General features: G+C 30.6%; 20 protein-coding genes. 11 read left to right on the forward strand and 9 right to left on the reverse strand.

Annotated features, from left to right (window positions below; all coding sequences use genetic code 11):
• Position 1: 1 nt before the first annotated feature.
• The 6 genes from LG45_RS03105 (at position 2) to LG45_RS03135 (ending at position 5,792) form a co-directional block, all read left to right on the forward strand.
• Complete coding sequence (locus tag LG45_RS03105) at positions 2-508, forward strand: hypothetical protein (protein WP_131494635.1); 507 nt, start codon at positions 2-4, stop codon at positions 506-508.
• A gap of 3 nt (positions 509-511) precedes the next feature.
• Positions 512-1,234: a CsgE family curli-type amyloid fiber assembly protein gene (locus LG45_RS16440; protein WP_089046956.1), complete on the forward strand. Its 723-nt coding sequence runs from the start codon at positions 512-514 to the stop codon at positions 1,232-1,234.
• A gap of 3 nt (positions 1,235-1,237) precedes the next feature.
• Positions 1,238-1,639, forward strand: coding sequence for a curli production assembly/transport component CsgF (locus LG45_RS03120; protein ID WP_035124338.1), 402 nt, complete (start codon positions 1,238-1,240; stop codon positions 1,637-1,639).
• A 3-nt stretch (positions 1,640-1,642) separates the two neighbouring features.
• Positions 1,643-2,998: a CsgG/HfaB family protein gene (locus LG45_RS03125; protein WP_035124339.1), complete on the forward strand. Its 1,356-nt coding sequence runs from the start codon at positions 1,643-1,645 to the stop codon at positions 2,996-2,998.
• Between the two features lie 12 nt (positions 2,999-3,010).
• Entirely contained in the window at positions 3,011-4,498 is a 1,488-nt protein-coding gene (locus tag LG45_RS03130; protein ID WP_035124341.1) for a carboxypeptidase-like regulatory domain-containing protein, read from the forward strand.
• Between the two features lie 115 nt (positions 4,499-4,613).
• Entirely contained in the window at positions 4,614-5,792 is a 1,179-nt protein-coding gene (locus LG45_RS03135) for an AIR synthase related protein (RefSeq protein ID WP_035124343.1), read from the forward strand.
• 63 nt (positions 5,793-5,855) lie between these two features.
• On the opposite strand, the gene LG45_RS03140 is transcribed toward LG45_RS03135, so the two are convergent.
• The 4 genes from LG45_RS03140 to LG45_RS03155 all read right to left on the reverse strand — a co-directional run bounded on the left by LG45_RS03140 (position 5,856) and on the right by LG45_RS03155 (position 10,646).
• Positions 5,856-6,980 carry a VIT1/CCC1 transporter family protein gene (locus LG45_RS03140; RefSeq protein WP_035124344.1) on the reverse strand — a complete coding sequence of 375 codons (1,125 nt, stop codon included), beginning with the start codon at positions 6,978-6,980 and terminating at the stop codon, positions 5,856-5,858.
• Positions 6,981-7,061: 81 nt separating this feature from the next.
• Entirely contained in the window at positions 7,062-7,613 is a 552-nt protein-coding gene (locus tag LG45_RS03145; RefSeq protein WP_131494636.1) for a hypothetical protein, read from the reverse strand.
• A 232-nt stretch (positions 7,614-7,845) separates the two neighbouring features.
• Complete coding sequence (locus tag LG45_RS16225; RefSeq protein WP_081932027.1) at positions 7,846-9,033, reverse strand: AbiH family protein; 1,188 nt, start codon at positions 9,031-9,033, stop codon at positions 7,846-7,848.
• A 149-nt stretch (positions 9,034-9,182) separates the two neighbouring features.
• A complete protein-coding gene (locus LG45_RS03155; RefSeq protein WP_035124346.1) occupies positions 9,183-10,646 on the reverse strand; it encodes a hypothetical protein in 1,464 nt (487 codons plus the stop codon).
• 127 nt (positions 10,647-10,773) lie between these two features.
• On the opposite strand from LG45_RS03155, the gene LG45_RS03160 reads away from it, so the two are divergent.
• From LG45_RS03160 to LG45_RS03170, 3 genes are read left to right on the forward strand one after another with little or no spacing between them, the layout of a single operon-like run.
• On the forward strand, positions 10,774-11,538 hold the full coding sequence (locus LG45_RS03160; RefSeq protein WP_035124347.1) for an MBL fold metallo-hydrolase: 765 nt from the start codon (positions 10,774-10,776) through the stop codon (positions 11,536-11,538).
• A 9-nt stretch (positions 11,539-11,547) separates the two neighbouring features.
• On the forward strand, positions 11,548-12,042 hold the full coding sequence (locus tag LG45_RS03165) for a hypothetical protein (RefSeq protein WP_035124348.1): 495 nt from the start codon (positions 11,548-11,550) through the stop codon (positions 12,040-12,042).
• A 2-nt stretch (positions 12,043-12,044) separates the two neighbouring features.
• Entirely contained in the window at positions 12,045-12,545 is a 501-nt protein-coding gene (locus LG45_RS03170; protein ID WP_052087470.1) for a hypothetical protein, read from the forward strand.
• A 40-nt stretch (positions 12,546-12,585) separates the two neighbouring features.
• On the opposite strand, the gene LG45_RS03175 is transcribed toward LG45_RS03170, so the two are convergent.
• From LG45_RS03175 to LG45_RS03195, 5 genes are all read right to left on the reverse strand, one after another.
• Positions 12,586-13,230, reverse strand: a complete 645-nt coding sequence (locus LG45_RS03175) for an alpha/beta hydrolase (protein ID WP_035124349.1) — start codon at positions 13,228-13,230, stop codon at positions 12,586-12,588.
• Positions 13,230-13,550 (reverse strand): membrane protein, encoded by a 321-nt coding sequence (locus tag LG45_RS03180; RefSeq protein WP_035124350.1) that lies wholly within the window; start codon positions 13,548-13,550, stop codon positions 13,230-13,232. The genes LG45_RS03175 and LG45_RS03180 overlap by 1 nt, the downstream gene beginning before the upstream one ends.
• A gap of 2 nt (positions 13,551-13,552) precedes the next feature.
• On the reverse strand, positions 13,553-14,806 hold the full coding sequence (locus LG45_RS03185) for a dihydroorotase (protein ID WP_035124351.1): 1,254 nt from the start codon (positions 14,804-14,806) through the stop codon (positions 13,553-13,555).
• On the reverse strand, positions 14,803-16,731 hold the full coding sequence (locus LG45_RS03190; protein WP_035124352.1) for a vWA domain-containing protein: 1,929 nt from the start codon (positions 16,729-16,731) through the stop codon (positions 14,803-14,805). The genes LG45_RS03185 and LG45_RS03190 overlap by 4 nt, the downstream gene beginning before the upstream one ends.
• Before the next feature lie 120 nt (positions 16,732-16,851).
• Positions 16,852-18,057 carry a serine hydrolase domain-containing protein gene (locus LG45_RS03195; RefSeq protein ID WP_035124353.1) on the reverse strand — a complete coding sequence of 402 codons (1,206 nt, stop codon included), beginning with the start codon at positions 18,055-18,057 and terminating at the stop codon, positions 16,852-16,854.
• A gap of 199 nt (positions 18,058-18,256) precedes the next feature.
• Between LG45_RS03195 and LG45_RS03205 the strand changes: the two genes are divergently transcribed.
• Both LG45_RS03205 and LG45_RS03210 read left to right on the forward strand, forming a co-directional pair.
• Positions 18,257-19,459 carry an NAD(P)-dependent oxidoreductase gene (locus LG45_RS03205; RefSeq protein WP_035124356.1) on the forward strand — a complete coding sequence of 401 codons (1,203 nt, stop codon included), beginning with the start codon at positions 18,257-18,259 and terminating at the stop codon, positions 19,457-19,459.
• 107 nt (positions 19,460-19,566) lie between these two features.
• Entirely contained in the window at positions 19,567-22,302 is a 2,736-nt protein-coding gene (locus LG45_RS03210; protein WP_035124358.1) for a helix-turn-helix and ligand-binding sensor domain-containing protein, read from the forward strand.
• Positions 22,303-22,528: the final 226 nt, after the last annotated feature.

Consider the following 22,528-nt stretch of genomic DNA (forward strand, 5'->3'; position numbering starts at 1 on the left):
TATGAAAACCAAATTTTTATCGGGTATTATTTTATTATTTTCATTAGGAACTTGTTTTGCTCAAGAGGAGCAGGATGAGTTTTCTTCCGTTTTTAGTAATAAGCAAAATTCATTACTTACACTTTCTAAATTTTCTACATTAGAAAATAATAATGCTGTAAATACTACTACTCAAAACGCAGTTTTTATTCAACAAATTGGCGATAATAATCAAGCTAGAACAACTATCAACTCGTCTAATTCTAATGTAAATCTTAACCAAAATGGTTCTGATAATTTTATTTTTTTAGATAAAACTGCCAATCAAATTAATCAGTTTGTACTGCAGCAAGGTTCTAACAATAATGTAATTGATTTTAATTTGTCAACAAATAGTTCAATCAACTCTAATTTTACCCAAACAGGAAATAATTTAAATATTGTCAATATTGGAGCTAATAGTATTTCTAAAGATTTAACTATAAACCAAACAGGAAATGCAGGTTCGGTTATAATTCTCAATAAATAAATCATGAAAAAAATCCTCCTTTTTATCTATTTAATTTTACCTTTTGTAGCTTTATCACAAACGATGAATAAAGAAGTAAAAGCTAAAATTGAAGTGAGCTATACTGAAGATTTGATTTTGATTAAAGGAACTGCCGAAAATTTAACTGATGTTTACAAATCAATTTCATACAAATTATCGGTAATTAAAAACGGTAATAATGGCGGTAATAAATCTACCAATGCACAATCTGGTAGAGAAACATTGGAAGCAAATCAAATTAAAGATTTATCTAAAACTCAAATTAATAAAAGCAAAGACGATGAAATAATATTGTTATTGTTACTTTTTGACGAAAAGGGAAATATCATCGGTAAAGATCGAATTGTAATAGGCGAAAAAAAAAAGACTTTAGAAATTAAAGAAGTACCAGAAGATGGTTTAGAGCTAACCGGACTAGTATTTGACGAAACAAAAACCAAATTTGGCAAAGACTTCTACGACTTATTTTATACCGAATATGGTAAAATAAATAAGAAAGCCAATAAAATTGTTAAACTTACTGAAGAATTAACAATAGGTAGAAATACAAAAATGACTATATTTGTTGATACAGATATGATTTCGGAGTTTATTATTAAGCCAGATGAAGACTATCTGACTTATATGGCTCAGGAATCTGCTAATGCCGTTTTTAAACATTTTAAAAATTTAGAACGTCAAAGTGAACAAATAATTAGGTATTAAATTATGAAAAAATTATTACTTCTTTTTTTTCTTTTTATTTCTGGTTTTTCATTTGCACAAGAATTAGTTTATAAACCAAGAAATCCCGCTTTTGGTGGCGATACATTCAATTATCAATGGCTATTGAGTTCTGCCGAATCTCAAAATTTATACAAAGATAAAGCTGCTGCAAAAGATGAACGCTCAGAGATTGAACGATTCACAGAAAATCTTAATGCACAATTATTAAATCAAGTTTCTCGATCTTTATTTACCCAACAATTTGGTGAAGAAGGAATATCCGAAGGAAATTATGTTTTTGGAAGTCTTTCTGTAGAAGTTTATCAATCTACAGGAGGTTTAACAATTAATATTTTAGATACCGTCACTGGCGAAGAGACTCAAGTTATTATCCCAAATCCATAATAAATGAAGTTATTAAAAATTACAAGCCTATTAGTAGTTTTTCTATTTACAAGTTGCGGAGCCTATTTTAATCAACCTGTTGATGTTGAGAAAGCAACTTTAGGCGAAGCTACTAGTGCTACTAAATTGCTAAAAAATCTTCCGAGTCCAAAAGATAAAGTTGTAGTTGGCGTTTATAAATTTAGAGATCAAACTGGGCAATATAAAGCGCTTGAAACTGGAAGTACCTTTAGTACAGCGGTTACTCAAGGCGCAAGTTCTATTTTAATTAAAGCATTAGAAGATTCTAAATGGTTCATTCCTATTGAAAGAGAAAATCTAGGAAACTTACTTAACGAACGTAATATTATTCGTTCTACAAGACAAGAATATCTTAAAAATGCTAATCCGAATGATACACAACTCACACCACTTTTATACGCAGGAGTTTTAATTGAAGGCGGAATTGTATCGTACGATAGCAATATTATAACCGGAGGTTTTGGTGCTCGATATTTTGGAGCAGGTTCATCAACTAGATACAGACAAGATCGTATATCAATTTATTTACGATTGGTTTCTACTTCAAATGGTGAAATTCTAAAAACAGTTTATGTTTCTAAAACGATACTGTCGCAAGCAATTGACGCCAGTTTATTTAGATATGTTAGTTTCAAACGATTGTTAGAGGTGGAAACTGGTTTTACCAAAAACGAACCAGTACATCTTGCGGTTACAGAAGCGATTGAAAAAGGTGTAGAATCTCTAGTTATTGAAGGAATTCAAGACGGAATTTGGAAAACTACTGCCGATAAAGAAACTATGGATAAAGTATATGCAAAGTATTCTGTTGAAGAAACCGATGCCGATGCTGCACTTCTTTACGGAAGAACAACCAATAAAATCAGAAAAAAATACGGAGTAGATTTTGCTTCTGGTGTAACTTACATCGATAGCGATTATGAAAATCCACAAGCAAGACATTTTGTGCGAGCAAGTGGTAAAGTTGCTTTGAGTCCTTATTTTAATTTTTCTGCCTCATTACAACTTTTTGGTCTATCAAATAAAGATAAATTTGACGACAGTTACGGCTCATTTGACATTAATACCGAATTTTTTCTACTTCCAAAAGACAAGCTAACTCCTTATTTTTATGGTGGTTTTGGTGCAGCTGGAACTTCGTATGTACTAAAATATCATATGAAAACGCAATTCGGATTTGGACTAGAATATCTATTTGCTAAAAATGCTGGTGTACGTGTTTTTGGAGAACAAAATGTAACTTTTTCCGATGAGATAGATTACATTTCAGCAGGTAAATTAAATGATAATTACTGGCGAGCAGGAATCGGATTTGTGTATTACTTCGGAAAAAAATAAAAAGGCATTGTTATGAATCAACTATTAAAATATACCACATTTGTTTTACTAATTTTCCTATTTTCTTGTAGCGAAGAAAAACTAGGCGATGATGGTAAAGGTTCCATAAAAGGAAAAGTCGTAAAAGAAGACACCTTCGAGCCTCTCGAAAATGTAAGAATTTCTTCAAGTCCAAACTCAAGTATCGTTTTCACAGATGCCGAAGGAAATTTCCAAATTAACGATATTCCAGCTGGTGATTACTCTTTTGAAGCTAGAAAAGATGGTTACATTGCGAAATTCGAAGCAGTAACAGTAATTACAGATACCGAAGTAGAAATTGTGTATGAACTTAAAGTCTCTACAGCTGGTAATATGCCACCATCAATTCCGGTTTTAACTTCTCCAGCTGATAATGCAACCAATCAAAACCTAACTGTAGATTTGACTTGGACAGTTACCGATGCTGACGAAGAAGACGAATTGACATCGACCGTGATTTTAAGAAACGACGTTACCGACGAAGTTGTAACTTTTGAAGATTTAACAGCAACAACTTTAACATTAACCGATTTAACTTTTAGTACAAAATACATCTGGCAAGTAGTAGTTTCTGACGGAATTAACGATCCAGTTTACAGTCCGATTCGCTCTTTTAGAACTAAAAATTTCCCGGATGCACGTTTTTTATTCAGCAAAAAAATAGAATCTAATAGCGTGATTTATACCGCAGATGATGCTGGAAATCAACTGCAACTCACTTCTTCTGCTAAAAATAGTTTCCGACCTGTAAAGAATTTACAGTCGGGCAAAATTGCTTTTATACAATCGGACGGTTCTCAAAATCATATTTATACAATGAATTATGATGGTTCGGGCTTGTTTAAAGTAACCAATACAGTTCCAATTGCAGCATTCAATTTTGATTATGCTAAGTTCGCTTGGAAAACCAATGGTTCTCAAATAATCTATCCAAATTTTAATAAATTGTATATTATTAATGCTGATGGTTCGGGTTTAACCCAAATATATCAAACCCCAAACGGTAAATTCATAACCGAATGTGATTGGAGTTATGACGGATCGGTAATTGCATTAAAAGTCAATGATAGCAATGGTTACAATGTCGAACTATATACCATAAATCCATTTGGCGCTGTTTTAAACAATGTTATTTCAGGAATAAACGGAGCAATTAACGGAATTCACCTTTCGGCAAATAACCAACGCATTGTTTTTTGTCGTGACATAACAGGATTTGAAAACGCAAATTACCGACAATTGGATTCACGAATTTACATGCATAATTTTGTAACTGGTTTAACCACAGAAGTTCCTGTAGAAAAACCATCTGGATTTAATGATTTAGACGTCAGATTTTCTCCTAACGAAGCCGATTTAATTTTTATCTCAACATCCAACGATGGAATTTCGCAAAGGATGATTAAAAAGTTTACGGTTGGTTTACTAAATTCAAGAGTCAATTTGTTCAATGATGCCGTAATGGTCGATTGGAAATAAATAATTATCAAAACTTTAAAAAATACTAATTTGTAGTTCTTTATTCGAAATTCAAATTACTATCTTTGCACCACACAACTAAACTGGAATAAATTTCAGTTCAACAACGCAAATAATGAGTTCTGATAACAGCCAACGCTATGCAATGCGCGGAGTTTCTGCATCTAAAGAAGATGTTCACAACGCCATCAAAAATATTGATAAAGGTTTATTTCCTAAAGCTTTCTGTAAAATTGTTCCCGATTATTTAACCAATGACAAAGAGTATTGTTTAATAATGCATGCCGATGGCGCCGGAACAAAATCGTCGTTAGCCTACATGTATTGGAAAGAAACTGGTGATATTTCTGTGTGGAAAGGCATCGCTCAAGATGCGTTAATCATGAACATCGACGATTTATTATGTGTTGGTGCAACCGATAATATTCTACTTTCATCTACAATCGGAAGAAATAAAAACTTAATTCCTGCCGAAGTAATTTCTGCCATTATCAACGGAACCGAAGAACTTATTGCTGAGTTAAAAACATTTGGCGTGACCATTCATTCTACTGGCGGAGAAACTGCCGATGTGGGTGATTTAGTGCGAACAATTATCGTAGATTCTACTGTAACAGCTAGAATGAAACGCAATAAAGTAATTGATAATGCCAATATAAAACCTGGTGATGTTATTGTAGGATTGGCTTCTTTCGGTCAAGCCAAATACGAAAAAGATTACAATGGCGGAATGGGAAGCAACGGATTAACGTCGGCAAGACATGATGTTTTTGCTAACTATTTAGCCGATAAATTTCCAGAGAGTTTTGACAGTTCTGTTCCGAAAGATTTAGTGTATTCTGGTAATGTGAAATTGACCGATGCTGTTGCAAATTCGTCAATCGATGCTGGAAAATTAGTGCTTTCGCCAACGCGAACGTATGCGCCAATTATCAAATCGATTTTAGATAACTATACTTCAAATGAAATTCATGGAATGGTACATTGTTCTGGTGGAGCACAAACCAAAGTCTTGCATTTTGTAGATAATGTACACGTTATTAAAGATAATTTATTTCCAGTGCCACCATTATTTCAATTGATTCAAGAGCAATCTAAAACCGATTGGAAAGAAATGTACCAAGTATTCAATTGTGGTCACAGAATGGAATTATACGTTCCACAAGATATTGCCAATGATATAATTGAAATCTCTAAATCATTCGGAGTTGATGCACAAATTGTTGGTAGAGTAGAAGCGAGCGAAACTAAAAAGCTTACTATTACCAGTGAATATGGAGTTTTTGAGTATTAAAATTTTAAATAAAAAAACGCAAACTTCAAGTAACAATTTTTTATTTTTCTTGCAAATCTTAGCTTAATTTGGATTCACTTTCTTCAAATTCATTTGAATGGTATCTTTGTAGAAAATCATTTTCCATTGCATTGATTTTTCGTTGAAATTAGAAATATCAACGGCTATAGTATCTGGGTTTTTTGGATTTTTTTCATACGATATAACTTCAAAATTCTGTTTTTTATCATCGTAATGGTATTTCATAAATATAGAAGTGCTGTCAACATACAGGTATGGATTTGGACACAAAAACATTTTTCCACGTTCTTCAATGTAAATTGTTTTCCACGCTAATGTATCTTTTTGCCATTCATTTTCAGAAATTAATTTTCCGTTGCGAGTCATTGATTCGACTTTCCATTTTCCGAAATATTTTTTAGAAAGATGAACGCTGTTATTGTAATAAATAACAAATAATAGCGGAATAAGAATACACAATATACGAGCAATTGACCGTGAAAAATTGGTTCCAATGGACGGCAAAGTATTTTTATAAAGATTGAAAAAATGTATAATATCAACTTTTTGCTGTAGCATTAGATTAACCAAACCTAATGTTATTAAAATCGATGTAAATAAGGTGATGAATCCGATTGAATAAAAAATATTGATAAGAACGATGTTTAATAGTACAGGTAAAAGTATTGTTATGCCTAATAAAATGGTGCGTTTAAATAACAAAAGAATACTGCCAATTATTTGAAATGACGCCAGTATTAAAGCCAATCCATAAGAATAGCCATAATACTTCCAAGTTAATTCTTGACCAGTTAAAGCACTTGCTAACGAATCGTTTATGTGATAGGAATAATTAAAATTGACTTCAAATATTTTTTGAAATCCAAAATCCAATAATAGAAATGCAATCCAGTAACGTAAAATTGTTGAAAGCCACGAAATATATTTTATAGAATTAGAAGTTCCTTTTTTCTCTTTTTTGTGCCAATAAATAGAAAACCCAATAGAAAATAAAACGGACAAGGCTAAAGCCAAAAAACCTGCAGGAAGAATAAACTTTGATAGGTTAAAAGGTAAAAGCGGTAAGATTACAAAAAGCGCAGTATTGATAGCTCCAACAATGGCTAAAGAACTTAAAGAAAATTTAGAAAACCATTGCGTGTTATTTTGCGTTTCGATTGTATTCATGGATTGGTTTTGGTTAGATTAAAATGAAAGGTCAGATGATATTTGTTTGGGTCTTTATTGGAAGTATTCGTTGATATTAGATTATTTCTTACTAATTTTATTTCCAATAAAAATAAATATTGGTCTAATATAATTGAAAATAAGGTAAAAAATAGTTGTCAAAACAATTGCGATTATAACTGGTAAAGCACCTCCAAAAGAGTAAGATAGTCCTAAAATAAAACCTAAAAAATACTCTGATTTGTAAATTGGAATAAATAAAGCCACAATAAAAAGTGCCAAAAACATGAAGTAAGATATTTCAGAATTTCCTGTTGAAGAAAATACCACAATTAAAATAGCAAATAGTACTGCAATTAAAAATGGTAATAAATGGTGTTTAATTAAATGTTGATTACTCAATTCTGGATTATAATTAATTCCTTTCCCAATTCTTTTTAATGATAGAAATGTTACTAACGGAAGTAAAATTAATCCCCACCAGTTGGAAATAAACGGCATATCTTTTCTTTTTAAAAAATGATGCCCCGAAACACCACCATTGTAGTATTCCCAAATTAGCAATCCCATAATAGCAATTGTTATAAATAGGGTAAAAACTATTGTTATTTTTGAGAAGATTTTTTGTGTCATAAAAAATTGAGTTTATTAGTAGTTACAGGACGGCTAAAATTGTCTTTTGTTACAAAAGTTTGAGGAGAATTTAGAAAACCAATAAATAGTATTTTGCGTTTGGATTGTATGTGGTTTGGTTTTGGTTAGATTAAAATGGAAAGTTAGGTTGTATTTGTTTGGATTTTATAGGAAGTTTTTTGTGGAACTTAGGAAAACCAACTATTAAGAAAAAACTTCCGATGTAAGTAGTTTAGTGTAGTTTTAGTTGTGGTAAATCTCTACTCAAAGTTTTGTTAACAATTTTATCTCTCATCATTGTTTTTTGATTAAAATGGCGAGAAATATTTCTTACTATATCTGAATAATTATCAGTTTGACCATTTGGTTTAGCCGATGGATATTGATGATAAAATACTTTTATTGATTTACAGTTTCTATTTTCAAAAATTGCATTTAGCAACGTCCTATCTGACAAACCACAAGAATGTCCCATAATTTGTACTTGAAATGAAGATTCTTCTACAAAGTCAAAAAGCTCTTTATAATTATTGTTGTTTGAATAATAAAAAGACTTTATAAATCTTAAATATTCATTTTCATTTTGGTCTTCAATTGTTGGGTAAAATTTATCTCGTTCATCTCCAAATCCAAGATTTATTGGATTTGTAGAATTTCTAACTTGTCCATGAATATGTATTATTGAAGCCATTTTTGGTCTTAAATAGTGAAAAATTGTTTCTGTATAATTAAAATTTAGAACTAATGTATGATCAAATTTTTTTACTATTCCGCTTTCATTTTTCTTTTTTTCAAATTCTTGTTTTAATTCCTTACCAATAAGATTTTTAGGAAACTCTGCAAAAAAATGTTTTAAATCGTTTTCAAAAATTTCATCATTATCAAACAATTCTTTCATTCTTGGATTAAAAGAGTTATCGATTTCTGGTAAAACTTGACTTTCTAAATATTTATCAAATTCATTTGCTATAATAGAAATATCATCATTTAGTTTTAGAATTTTATTGTATGTTTCCTTTTCAAATTCATCAACATTTTGCGTAGGTTCTCGATTTAATATTTTTTTTAAATTTGTATAATATTCCATTTCAATATCAACCCAATCTGCCTCATCATATCTTTCATTTATTCTGCAGAAAAATTCATTCTTTACAGTAATTGCTAATTTTCCATTATTAAAATAATTGGGGTTATTTAGCTTTTTTTTTAAATCGATATTTCTAGAACTAAAATAATCTATTGTTGATTTTAGTCCATCACAATCATCTAGAATATATCCTGGAATATGAAATCCCAAAAAATTGTCTGTATAACTGGAATCTTTAATTTGACTCCAATAATATTTTATAAAATCTCCATATTTGGTTTTTAATCTATGCGCAATGTCAAATCCATTACCGACAATAATTAGTCTGTTCATATTAAAATGTATTAAAATCACCTGTGATTTGTTTATAACTACCACAAACAAACAATTACATATATAATCGTTTCTCAGTAGTTGTAAATATATAAAAAATCCCCAATCGTTTTTACAATTGAGGATTTTGTTATTTCTATTTCAGTGAATTATGCTTCTTCTAAAATTCTATTTGGGTCGTAACCAAACAATTGGTGTTGCTTAATTAATTCGGCTGTACCTGTTGGTAGCATTTTTTCCCAACCAGGAATTCCTTTGCTAATCATTTTTAATACTTCGCGCGAGAATATTTTTAAGTTGTCTTTTTCGTTCACTGGTACATCAACTACTTTTCCGTTGTAAGCGAAGAATTTATACAATTCTTTCATTCTAGGATGTACTTTTAAGTTTTGTGAGGTCACTACTTCGCCATCTTCTTCCATTGGATACAGATATACTTTTAAATCTCTGTAGAATAATTTCCCGAAAGCTTCTAGAATTCCACCACTTAAATGACGGTAGTATTTCTCGTCGAAAATATCAACTAAATTATTTACGCCCATAACCAATCCCATTCTGGCTTTGGTATAACTAGAGAAATATTCTACCACTTTATAATATTCTTGAAAGTTGGATATCATAACGGTTTGCCCAAGCGAACAAAGTAATTCGGCTCTGTCCATAAAATCACGCTCGTCAATTTCACCTTCTGAACGTAAATTAGACAAAGTAATTTCGAAAATTACAAAGGTGTTTTCTTTTTCCACTTTGTTTTCGGCAACAAACATTTCAAGTGATTTTTCATACATGTCCATATTTACTTTCGTAACTGGACGGAAACTTCCTCTTAATGCTAAAATATTTTTCTTGTATAAAACTGCTGCTGGCAAAATGTTATTTCCGTCTGGTCCAAACATTACGGCATCGGTCATACCATTTTTTACCAATTGCAAACTCATTAATCGGTTGTCCACATTTGCAAATCGTGGTCCCGAAAAATTTATAGTATCAATTTCTAACTGATCTTTATCTAAATGGTCATACAAATAACGCAACAATTTTTTAGGATCATTATATTTGTAAAAAGCGCCATAAATTAGGTTAACCCCAAGAACACCAAGTGTTTCTTGTTGCAAACGAGCATCAGTTTCTTTAAATCTAATGTGAATTATTATCTCATTGTAATCTTCATCTGGTTCGATTTGGTATTTAATTCCAACCCAACCGTGACCTTTAAATTGTTTAGCAAAATCTATCGTAGCAACAGTATTTGCATAACTGAAGAACATTTTATTTGGATGTTTTGTTCTATCCAAACGCTTTTCAATCAAATCTACTTCATGAGAAAGCATTTTTTTCAAACGACTTTCGGTTACATAACGTCCGTCGCCTTCAATTCCGTAAATGGCATCACTAAAATCTTTATCATAAGCCGACATCGCTTTTGCAATAGTTCCAGACGAACCTCCAGATCTAAAAAAGTGACGAACGGTTTCTTGTCCAGCACCAATTTCGGCAAAAGTTCCGTATATATTTTCATTCAAATTAATACGCAACGCTTTGTCCTTAACTGAAGGAATTTGTTCAATTACTCTGTCGCCTTTTAATTTAATATCAAGTCCGTTATTTCCCATAATCATTTGTATACATTGCAAAGTTAATAAAACGATTGCGGTATTAAAAGATAAATAGTTCTATTTTTGTAGAAAATTAACATCTAAAAATACTGATGTAAATTAATCATAACAAAAACCGTGCTAAATGAAAGTCTATTTTTTAGGAACTGGTACATCACAAGGAATTCCTGTTATAGGAAGTAATCATTCTGTGTGTTTGAGTAATGATTTAAAAGACAAACGGTTGCGTGTTTCTGTTTGGATTCACGATGAGAACAATTCGATTGTTATTGATTGCGGACCCGATTTTAGACAGCAAATGCTAACATCGAAATGTCAGAAAGTAGATGCCATTTTGTTTACACATGAACATGCCGATCACACAGCTGGTATGGATGACATTCGTCCGTTTAATTTTAAGCAAGGTCCAATTCCGATTTATGCTCACGATAGGGTTTTAAAAAATTTAGAAAAACGTTTTGATTATATTTTTGAAACCGAAAATAAATATCCTGGCGCTCCATCAATTCAATCAAATGAAGTTGTAAATAATAAACCATTTTCCATTGGAAGTTTCCAAGTTATTCCGATAAATGTGTTGCATGGAAATTTGCAAGTTTTTGGTTATCGAATTGGTGATTTTGCCTATTTAACCGATGTAAAAACAGTGGAACCATCAGAAATTGAAAAGCTTAAAGGCGTAAAAGTATTGGTTGTTAATGCGTTAAGAGAAGAACCACATCATTCACATTTTAATTTGCAGGAAGCATTAGATTTTGTAACTTTGATTCAACCAGAAATCGCCTATTTTACTCACATAAGTCATATTTTAGGTTTTCACGATGAAGTGCAGAAAAAACTACCTAAAAATGTGTTTTTGGCTTACGATAATTTAGAAATTTCAATATAAAATTACACCATGAAAAAGCAATTGTTCTTATATTTATTTATTGTTTCGGCTTTAATCAATGTTTTTACTTACATGTATTATAGCAAGAAAGATGCAACTATCGAAAAGCGTTTTGAAGACAAAAATAAACGAATGAAAGATAGTATCAGCCAGTTTGAGAATGTTTTATACGATGCAAATTATTTTTCATTAGAGAATAATCAAAATGCTCAAGAGTATCATTCGAATTATGATGTTACCAAATTACTTCCTCAAATAAAAGATGCTTTGTTGGCATACAATGACGCGCCTGAAGGAAATAAATACATCGATCAACCAAAAATGGGTGAACAAAAATTCATAATTAATAAAATAAAAGTATTAAATCATCGTTGGATAGTAGCAGATTACAGCAACGGAACTTTATGGGGTGATGTTTTAATCAAATATTTTGTGAAAGAAGACAATTCAATTACATTCGAAACAATTGAAACTTTTCTTTATCCGAAACAACAAATGGAATAAAAATGAAAAAAACTATACTAGTGTTATTCGCATCGATTTCAATAATCTCGTGCGATTATTTTAAAAAAGAAGAGGAAGTAAAACCAGAACCAGTTGATGCTGCCAAAGACGTAGTTCTTGGCGGTGATAAAGACGATAATGGATGTTTGGCATCGGCAGGTTATACTTGGTCAAAATTAAACAAAGAATGCGTTAGAGTTTTTAGCGGATTACAATTGTCACCAGCTAACAATCCTAATAGCGATGATGCCACTTTATGTACTTATGTGCTTTTTGATCAAAAAGCAGACAATGCCGAATTATTTTTACCAAATCAAGACGAATCAATTGTTTTAACTCGCAAAGCCGAAGGTCAACCTTACGTTAATGGCGAATGGCAATTAATTCCTTGGAAAGGTTTTGTTCTAAAGAAATCGGGTGAAATTCTTTACAGTGGTGATGGCGAAATAGGAAATAAAGTATCGGGAAGTTTAGATAGTGAAGAAATTCCGATAACTGAATAATATAAAATTAAAAGGTCTTGAAATTTTCAAGACCTTTTTTTTACTGTTGCAACCAGTTTTTAAAATCATAAAAGTTTTGTGGAGAAACGCCATGACCAATTGGATACTCTTTATAAACAATGTCAATTCCAAATTGTTTTAAAGTTGGTTCGGCTTTTCTCGCCCAATCTACTGGCACAACTTGATCGACACTTCCGTGTGATGCAAATATTTTTAAATTACTAAAATCGTTTTCTTTAAAATTTTGTGTTGCAATTTCGGCATTAAAATAACCACTCATTGCCACAACACGTTTAATTTTTTGTGGATAAGAAAGTGCTACAGCATAACTCAAAATGCAACCTTGACTGAAACCAATTAGATTTACATTATTTGAATCAATAGCGTAATTAGCAAGTAATTCGTCAATGAAATTCGAAATTAAATCACGTGATGTTTTAGCTTGCTCAATATCTGAAAACTTATTTTCGTCGGCATCAAAGTTGATTGCGTACCAAGCATAACTTCCGTACATTAAGTCGTAAGGTGCACGAGCAGAAATTACATAATATTCTTCTGGAAGTTCAGATGCGAATGAAAACAAATCTTCTTCATTGCTACCATAACCATGAAGCAATAACAACAACGGATTTTTATCTAATTTTATTTTAGGTTCACGAACTAAATGATGTAACGATAAATTCATTATAAGCTTTTAAAAGTAGTTTGAAAAAATGCACCAACAACTGGAATTAGTCTTTTTTGCCCAGATAAAGCTCCAGAAAAACCATAAATCCAAAGGATAAAATAGAATAAATAGAAAGCTGACGAAACCGTCCAACTATCAGCATAACCTACAAAATATCCTAATAGAAAAAAGGATAAAAATATTCCTAAAGCCTGACGAATATGAAACGAAGCAAACTCAGTTTTTTTCTCTTCATTGTTCATGAAAATGGCAATTACAGTTCCTAAAATGGTTAAATAGGCAACTAATACGGCGTCTTTATTTTGATTTTCATTCATGATTATCCTAAAATTAATTTGTTGTTATTTAAAACTCCAATTATTTTTCCTCTCATTTTTGTTCCTAAAAAAGCAGAATTTTTAGATTTAGATAAGATGTTTTCTTTGGTAAAAGTCCATTCGCCTTCTGTTGAGAATAAAGTCAAATTCGCTTTATTACCTTCGGCTATTTCAGAACTTTTTAATCCGAAAATGATTCTTCCGAATGTTAGTTTTTCTACGATTTTATCTAATGGTAAAACGGTTAATAAAGCGCCAAAAGCACTTTCTAATCCGATAGTTCCATTTTTAGCCATATCAAATTCCATCTTTTTATGTTCAATATCAATCGGATTATGGTCGGATGTAATGATATCTATCGTATTATTTAAAACTCCAGAAATTAGTGCAATCCTATCGTTGTCAGTTCGCAATGGTGGCGTAACTTTAAATCGAGTGTCAAATCCGTCTAGTTTTTCATCGGTTAAAACCAAATTATGAACGGCAACGCTACAAGTTACTTGCAATCCTTTGGCTTTTGCATCACGTATCAATTCCACCGATTTAGCTGTAGAAATAGTCGGAATGTGTAATTTTCCACCTGTGTATTCAAGTAAAAATAAGTTTCTGGCAATGATTAATTCTTCGGCTAAATTCGGAATTCCTTTTAATCCTAATCGTGTAGAAACAACGCCTTCATTGGCAACGCCGCTTCCTTTTATTTTATCGTCTTGACTGTAAGCGATGACCAATCCGTCAAAATCTTGAACGTATTGTAAACCAATTTTTACCAAATTAGCATTACTCAAACTTTTATTATAATCACCAAAAGCAATTGCTCCAGCGTTTTTCATATCGAATAACTCTGCCAAATCATTTCCTTCGCTATTTTTGGTTAAAGCACCAATTGGAAACAATTCTGTTACAGTTTTTGAAGCTTTTTGTTTTACAAATTGCACTTGCGATTGGTTGTCAATTATAGGAAAAGAATTGGGTTGAAGTGCGATTCCTGTGAAACCACTTTTGGCAGCAACATTCAATCCGTTTTCAATAGTTTCTCGATCTTCAAATCCAGGTTCACCAAGGGAAACGCTACTGTCAAACCAACCTTGAGAAATCAATAAATCGGATTGCTTTATTTCTTTAAAATCATCAGCTTTTGAAAGGTTTTGACCTATCTTTTCTATGGTTCCATTATTGATTTGTACATCAACCACTTGGTTGTGAAACGGACTTTTAGGGTCTATAATCTTGGCTTCTCTGATGATTATTTTCATTTTACAAATTTTTGAATTAAAACTTCCAATGCAACAAAAAGTAGCGCTAAAATAACAAACCATTTCCAGATCTGATTGTCGGTTCTATCGGTTTGTAGTGTGTCGAATAAAGAATCTACGTTGCTTATTTCTTTAAAATCACTTGCTGCTTCGGGATTGGCATTCGTTAAGTTACTTTCGGTTCTATTGTAATTAAAACTTATGTTTTCTACTAATTTATCGTTGTTAAAAACACCAAAATTTCCGGCGTCTTTCGGATTATCATTGAACGTTAATTTGACTTTATTATTCAGTATTTGTTGAACCGGAATAAAGCTTTCTGTTGCGTTTTTTACATTAACAATTTCGTCTTTACTCAATAATGTCTCCATAATTAAAGGTTTGCTTTCTCCAATAATTGTGGCGTTAATTCCTGCTTTTTGAGCATTTTGAGCCATGTTATAAAACGTTGGAACAATAATTGGTGAATTCTGAAAATTACTATTCACTTTATTGATTTCACCAGCAAAAACATAAACCGAGGAAACACTATTTTGAATGGCACTTAAAAAAGGTGTTTGATCGCTGTAACCCAAAACCGTTGGCGCTGAATTACTTATTTCAAATGATTTTTTTGTGTTTGGATATTGAAAATTATCTACTTTTTTCTCAAAAACACCGCTAAATAATGGATGACTAAAATTGATTTTGGTAATCATCTTTTCAGTAGTTCCTAATTCATTAAATTTAAACGCTCCAAAATTGGCAAGAAAATTATTTAAGTTTGATGGCGTACTTTCTGAACTTGGAATTAATATTACATTTCCGCCTTTTTCTACAAATGATTTCAAGGTTGTTTGCAACGCTTGCGGAATTTCTTTTAACTCATTTAAAACAATTGCATCTTGCTTGTCAATCAAATTATAATCTAATGATTGCAATGGAAAATTAGAATAATTAAATTCATCCGAAGTATAAATTCTTGATAAAAAACTACTTTTTTCAACTTCACCAATACTTATAACATTGCTTTTTTCTGGTTTTGAAATGCTAAAATAATAATTGTTGTCGTATTCCAATCCGTTATCAGAAATAGTTACATAACCATGAAAATCTTCTTTCGGAATTGTAAAATTAATAGTTTTATTTTTTGATTCAAAATTAACTAAGGTTTTAGCAGTCAATTTTTTATTGTTGTATAAAGCAATTGGAATATCTTTAAAATCTTCACCAAAAGCATCCAATTTTACTCCGATTTCATAAAAATTATCCAAAACCTGATTCACATAAACACTGTCAATTGCAATGTTATCGGTTTTTTCGGCTTCTGGAATTATGAAATATAAGTTCTTGTCGTCTTTACTATTTTTTAGCTGATTAGGTTGCAATCCTACGGCATCGGTAATCACAACAATATCTTTTTCAAATGCCGATTTGTGTGCTTTAATTTTCGCCAAAAGATTATCCAATTGAAAAGGTGAAGCACTGTATTTTAAATTCTGAAGTTCTTTTTGAATTGATTTAATATCGGTATTCCAATAATTATCAGAACAGGTAATTAAAGAAAAATTGGCGTTTTCTGGAGTGTTTTCAAGCAAATCCTGAACGGCTCGTTTTAGTAATTCGCCTTTTTTACCTTTGGCTTGCATACTGAAAGAATTGTCTAAAATTATGTACAATTCGTTAGTTGCATTTTTACTGTCTTTGGCTTTAAAAAAAGGTTGTGCGAAAGCGAAAATTAGAAAAGCTAATAACAATAATCTTGTAGCGAGAAGTAAATATTTCTTAAGTTTCGAACTTTTACGTGTTTGGATTGCAAGTTCTTTCAGGAATTTTACATTCGTGAAATATTCGGTTTTAAATTTACGTAACTGAAAAAGATGAACCAGAATTGGAATTACCAATAAAAAAAGGAAGTATAGAATTTCTGGGTGTTTAAATTGCATTCTTACAAAGATTTACTTCACAGGTGTATATTTTGGATACTTTGGGTTGTTTTTTCAATTGTCAAAAATACATTTTTTTTAGCACAAAAACCTATCAGTTTAAGTTTTTGTTGTCAATAATTATTCGTCTTTAGATGTGGTATCTTTTAGTGTAAATGGATAATCTCCAAACAAAGCCGACAGTCGTTTCATTTGAAAAGTATTTCGTGTAAATTTGTTCGAAAGCGCAATAATTACCGTATTTTCTTTCCTTAAATTAATGTAACTTGACGTATTTCCATGCCACCAACCGTTGTGATAAAATAGCTTTTGTCCACTTTCCCATTCGCGCATTCTAATTCCTAATCCATAATTTTTCTCGCCGCGACTTTCATAACTGTAACCTTTAAAAACTTGATCAGCTAGTTTTTTACTTATAAAATCTGGTGAATTTCTGGCCAAATCAAATTTTAATAAATCACGTGGTGTCGAATAAATATTTTTATCGCCGTATACAGCATCCAAAAAATCGAAAGGATATTTTACATAGTTGTATTTGTACGATGGCGTTGCTTTTTCTTTAGGAGTATTTTCATCAAAAACAAAAGAGTTTTTCATGTCTAATGGTTCGAAAATAATTTTCTTCATCGCTTCCGCATATTTCATTTTGGTAACTTTTTCAATAACCAAAGCAAGCAAAGCATAATTGGTATTGTTATAACTAAAATGAGTGTCGGTTTTAGTTTCTAATTTTATGTCTTTTGTAATAATTACATTGAGTAAATCAGTGTTTGTTAGGGTTTTGTTTCTTCCCCAAATGGCTTTATCATCACAGAAATAATTGTATTTTTTCATGCCACTTCTGTGATTTAGAAGTGTTTTAATTGTAACATCTGGATAAGGAAAACCTTCAAAAAGCGTAGTCAATTTTTGATCTAAATCAATTTTTTTAGCATCAATTAATTTTAAAATGGCTGCGGCAGTAAGTACTTTAGTAACTGAAGCTATATGTAACGGAGTTTCTGGCGAGTTTAAAATGTTATTTTCTTTATCGGCATAACCATCGTATTTTTCATATATAATTTGTCCGTTTTTGGCCACTAAAAAACTCACGTTTTCAAAACCTCGTCCGAAATTATTTTCGAAAAAACCTTCAATTTGTCTTTTTTTGGTATTGGTATAAGCAGCAGAAAGTTTTGGCAAGGAATCTTCTAACGGAAGCATTGCATATTCTAAATCGCTTTTTCTTTTTGTTGACTTTTTTTCTTTTTCATCATTTTTGCAGCCAAACAGAAGTAAAAAAGTGACTGTAAAAAATAAGTATTTTGGTAATCGAATTGGAATCATTATTAATTTGGTTGAAAAACAAATATATAAAACAATAAATCAAACAATTGGAACAAAATGTTATAATAATTATAAAATTATCAACAGTTTCTTGCAATTATTTGAAATTCAGCAAATAATCTTAAATTTAATTTTAGGTTAAAAGTTTTGAAAACGTTTTCGTTAATGCTACTTTTGAGGCGCAAAAAAATAGCATATCATGAAGTTCGGAATCATTAAAGAAAGAAAAAATCCACCAGATAGAAGAGTAGTTTTTACTCCAGAAGAATTAGTTCGATTAAAAACAGAACATCCAGAAGCAGAAATTAAAGTTGAAAGTTCTGATATTAGAGTTTTTTCTGATGAAGAATATTCAAATCTTGGTTTGGAAGTTACAACAGATATGACCGATTGCGATGTGCTTTTTGGTGTAAAAGAGATTCCAGTTGATGCTTTAATTCCGAATAAGAAATATTTTTTCTTTTCGCATACAATCAAATTTCAGCCTTACAATAGAAAATTATTGCAAGCGATTTTAGAAAAAAATATTGAATTGTATGATCATGAAACGATTGTAGACGCTAATCACAGACGTTTAATTGGTTTTGGAAGATATGCAGGAATTGTAGGTGCTTACAACGGTTTTAGAGGTTTCGGAATTAAATATGAATTATTTAATTTACCAAAAGCAGAGACTTTAAAAAGTAAAGACGATTTGATTGTTAGATTAAAAAGACAAACACTTCCCAATATAAAAATTGTGCTTACAGGTCACGGAAAAGTTGGAATGGGCGCAAAAGAAATTCTTGACGGAATGAAAATCAAAGAAGTTCAAGTTGATGATTTTTTAAATAAGAAATATTCTGAACCAGTTTATACTCAAATTGATGTTTTAGATTACAACAAACGACTTGACGGAAAAATTTTAGACAACAACGATTTTTACAAAAATCCAAAGGAATATACTTCAAATTTTGAACGATTTTCGCAAGTAGCCGATATTTATATGGCTGGACATTTTCATGGAAACAATGCACCTGATATTTTAACTCGTGAAATGTTGTTATCTGCAAAAAACAAAATTCAAGTTGTAGCCGATATTTCATGCGATGTTGATGGTCCAATTGCTTGTACCATTAAAGCATCGACGATTGCAGATCCATTTTTTGGATATTTGCCTAGCGAAAATAAAGAAGTTCCTTTTACACATCCAGGTTCAATTATGGTAATGTCTGTTGATAATTTGCCTTGCGAATTGCCAAAAGATGCTAGTGAAGGCTTTGGAGAAATGTTTATGGAACATGTAATTCCAGCTTTTTTCAACAACGATAAGGACGGAATTTTAAAACGTGCAAAAATGACAGAAAATGGTCAATTAACCGAACGTTTCAAGTATTTACAAGAGTATGTAGATGGCAAATAGATTCATTTATTTAATTCCTATTTTAAAATTATAATTTAAAGTCCCGATTGTTGTCGGGATTTTTTATTTCATAAAATTGGCTATATTTGAGTTGAATTTAATTAGAAATGAAAAGATTTTTTCTCAATATTGTTTTACTTTTTTTATTGACTGCAAAGTTAAATGCGCAAGATTTATTGCCATTTGTAGAAAATATAACCAAAGCTAACTATAACGGCGACAACCAAGTATGGAGTGTTACTCAAGGTGATGACAATGCCATGTATTTTGCAAACAATCATTTTTTCTTGCGATATAATGGCGTGATTTGGGAGAAATATACATTGCCTAACAAGACAATTATTCGTTCGGTTTTTGCAGATGGAGAGCGAATTTATACAGGATCATTCAATGAATTGGGTTATTGGAAACGAGTTGCTGGAGTCATGCGTTATTTTTCACTGTCGAAAGAGAATCTTTTTTTTGGAGAAGCAGTAAATGAAGAAATTTGGAAAATCTTTAAATTTAAAGATAAAATTTACTTCCAATCGTTCAATCAAATTTTTATTTATGACGGTAAAAATATCAAGAAACTAGATTTGCCAAGTCAGATATCTTATTGTTTTCCTATAGATAATAAGTTGTATGTAGCATCAGTAAATAATGGTGTTTACCTTTACGAAAATGGTAAATTTTCAAAAAAATCCAGTTGGTCTTTATTAGAAAACAATATTGTTCATTCCATAGAATTTAACAACAACAAAATGTATTTTTTTACTAGAAAAAATGGTGTTTTTGTAGAAGAAAATGGCGTTTTAAGTCCATGGAAATCAGTTTTAAATGAAAGTTTAAAATCGGAATTAATCAACACAGCACGATTTATTGATAGTAATCGAGTAGCAATAGGCACAGCTTTTAAAGGAATATACATTGTTGACATAAATGATAATTCATACATCAGTATCAATCGAAATAATTCCCTAAAAAACAACTCGGTTTTAAGCATCGGATTTGACAAAGAAAACGATTTATGGCTCGGAATGGATAACGGAATTACACATATAGAAATTAATTCTCCGTATAAAAGTTTTGTTGATAACACAGGTATTTTAGGAACTTTATATTCAATTGCACCAATGCAAAATGGATATTTACTGGGTTCAAATCATGGTGTTTTTAAGTATGAAAATAAGAAATTATATTTTATTAATGGTTCGCAAGGTCAAGTGTGGCAAATTGATAAAGTAAATTCAAAATATGTAATTGGTCATAATGATGGAACTTTTATATACGATCAATCATTAAACAAAATTAATAATGTAAATGGCGGCTGGAAATTATTAAAAAACAATTTTAATACTACTTATTTTCAGGCTAATTATTCAGGTATTGTTGTTTATGATAATGACAGCTTTTCTAATTTTTATAAAATTGACAAGCTTACAAAACCTATAAAGAATGTTGCTCAAAATAATAGAAATGAATTGTGGGCAGTAGACAATTATAAAAGTCTCTACAAAATAGAATTTGATGACAATTACATTGCCAAAAATATTATAAATGTTACTAAAAATAACGGTATTAAAAATGATTTTAATGTAAAGTTATTTAGTTTCAAAAACGAAATACTTTTTTACATTAATAACAATTGGTACAAGAATAATTCAATTACAAATAAATTAGAACTTTCGGAACAATTTAATAAATCATTTAAGGATATTACCGGAATTAGTTCTATTGATGAAAACAGTTTCCTAATTATAAAAGAAGGATTGTTTTATGTAGTGAAGTATGAAAATAATCAATTTGCTTGGAATTTAATTCCGAAGAAGTACTATGAAGGAAAGAGTATTAATGAAGAAACTAAAGTTTTAAAGCAAGGAAATCAAATAGTCATTAATTTAGACGATGGTTTTTTTATTTATGAATTAGAAAATAAACAGCTCAAAAGTCAGAAAGTTCAAATTGAAGGATTTTATAATTCTAACATTATTACAGATGATACTACAGTAAATTTCAATCAATCGGTTGAACTCAATGTCATCACTCCGTATTACGGATTTAATAAAGCCAATTTGTTTTATACTTACAATAATAGCAATTATTTGCCTATTGAAAATGGAAAAATTATACTAAATAATTTAGACAATGGATGGAAAGAAATAACCGTTTATATCAGGAAAGGAACCAAATTTATAAAATTAGCCGATTATGAGTTTAAAGTAGCTAGGCCTTGGTATTTTTCATTTTGGATGGTATTGTTTTACATTCTTTTAGTTGCGGGTACTTTTTTCCTTTATTACAGATGGAATAAAGTTAGATATCTCGAAAAAATAAAACTGAAAGAAGAAGAGTTAAAACATCAAAAAGAGATAATACAGCTAGAATTAAATGCCGAAAATAAAATAAAAATGCAAGAATATGAAAAACATGTTCTTGAGATTCAAGTGCAAACAAAAGCGTCAGAAGTGGCTGGAAAATCCCTTTCTATCGCTAAACAATCAGAGATGATTGATAGTATTCAAACCATCATGAATTCGGAAGGAAATATTCAATCTTTAAAATCCAAAATAAATAAAGTAATCAAAATCAATTCGTTAAATAAAAATGAATGGAAGGAATTTGAAATAAACCTTTTCAAAAGTAACGAAGAATTTATAAAAGCGCTTACTGCCAAATATAATAATCTAACTCCAAAAGATATTCGCCTTTGCATTTATCTCAAAATGAACTTATCTTCTAAGGAGATTGCACAATTAATGAATATAAGTTATCGTGGTGTGGAGCTTCATCGTTACCGTTTAAGAAAGAAAATTGGTATCTCGCAAGAGGAAAATTTGTCTAAATTTCTAATGAATATATAAAAGTAGATTCTCAATTAAGAAATTTAATACCTACTTTTATGCTGAATCGTTAATTTTTAAATTAATTTTTTTCATTATTCTTAGTACATCATAACTACATCATTTGTATAATAAATGATGTATCTTTAACATTATTTAACACTATTTATTGTGTTGATTTTCAATTTAATATAAAATATTTTTTAAATTATGATGTAGTAATGTAGTGTATTCAATTAGCGTTACT

Origin of the sequence: Flavobacterium aquatile LMG 4008 = ATCC 11947 (assembly GCF_000757385.1) — a bacterium.
Lineage (GTDB): Bacteria > Bacteroidota > Bacteroidia > Flavobacteriales > Flavobacteriaceae > Flavobacterium > Flavobacterium aquatile.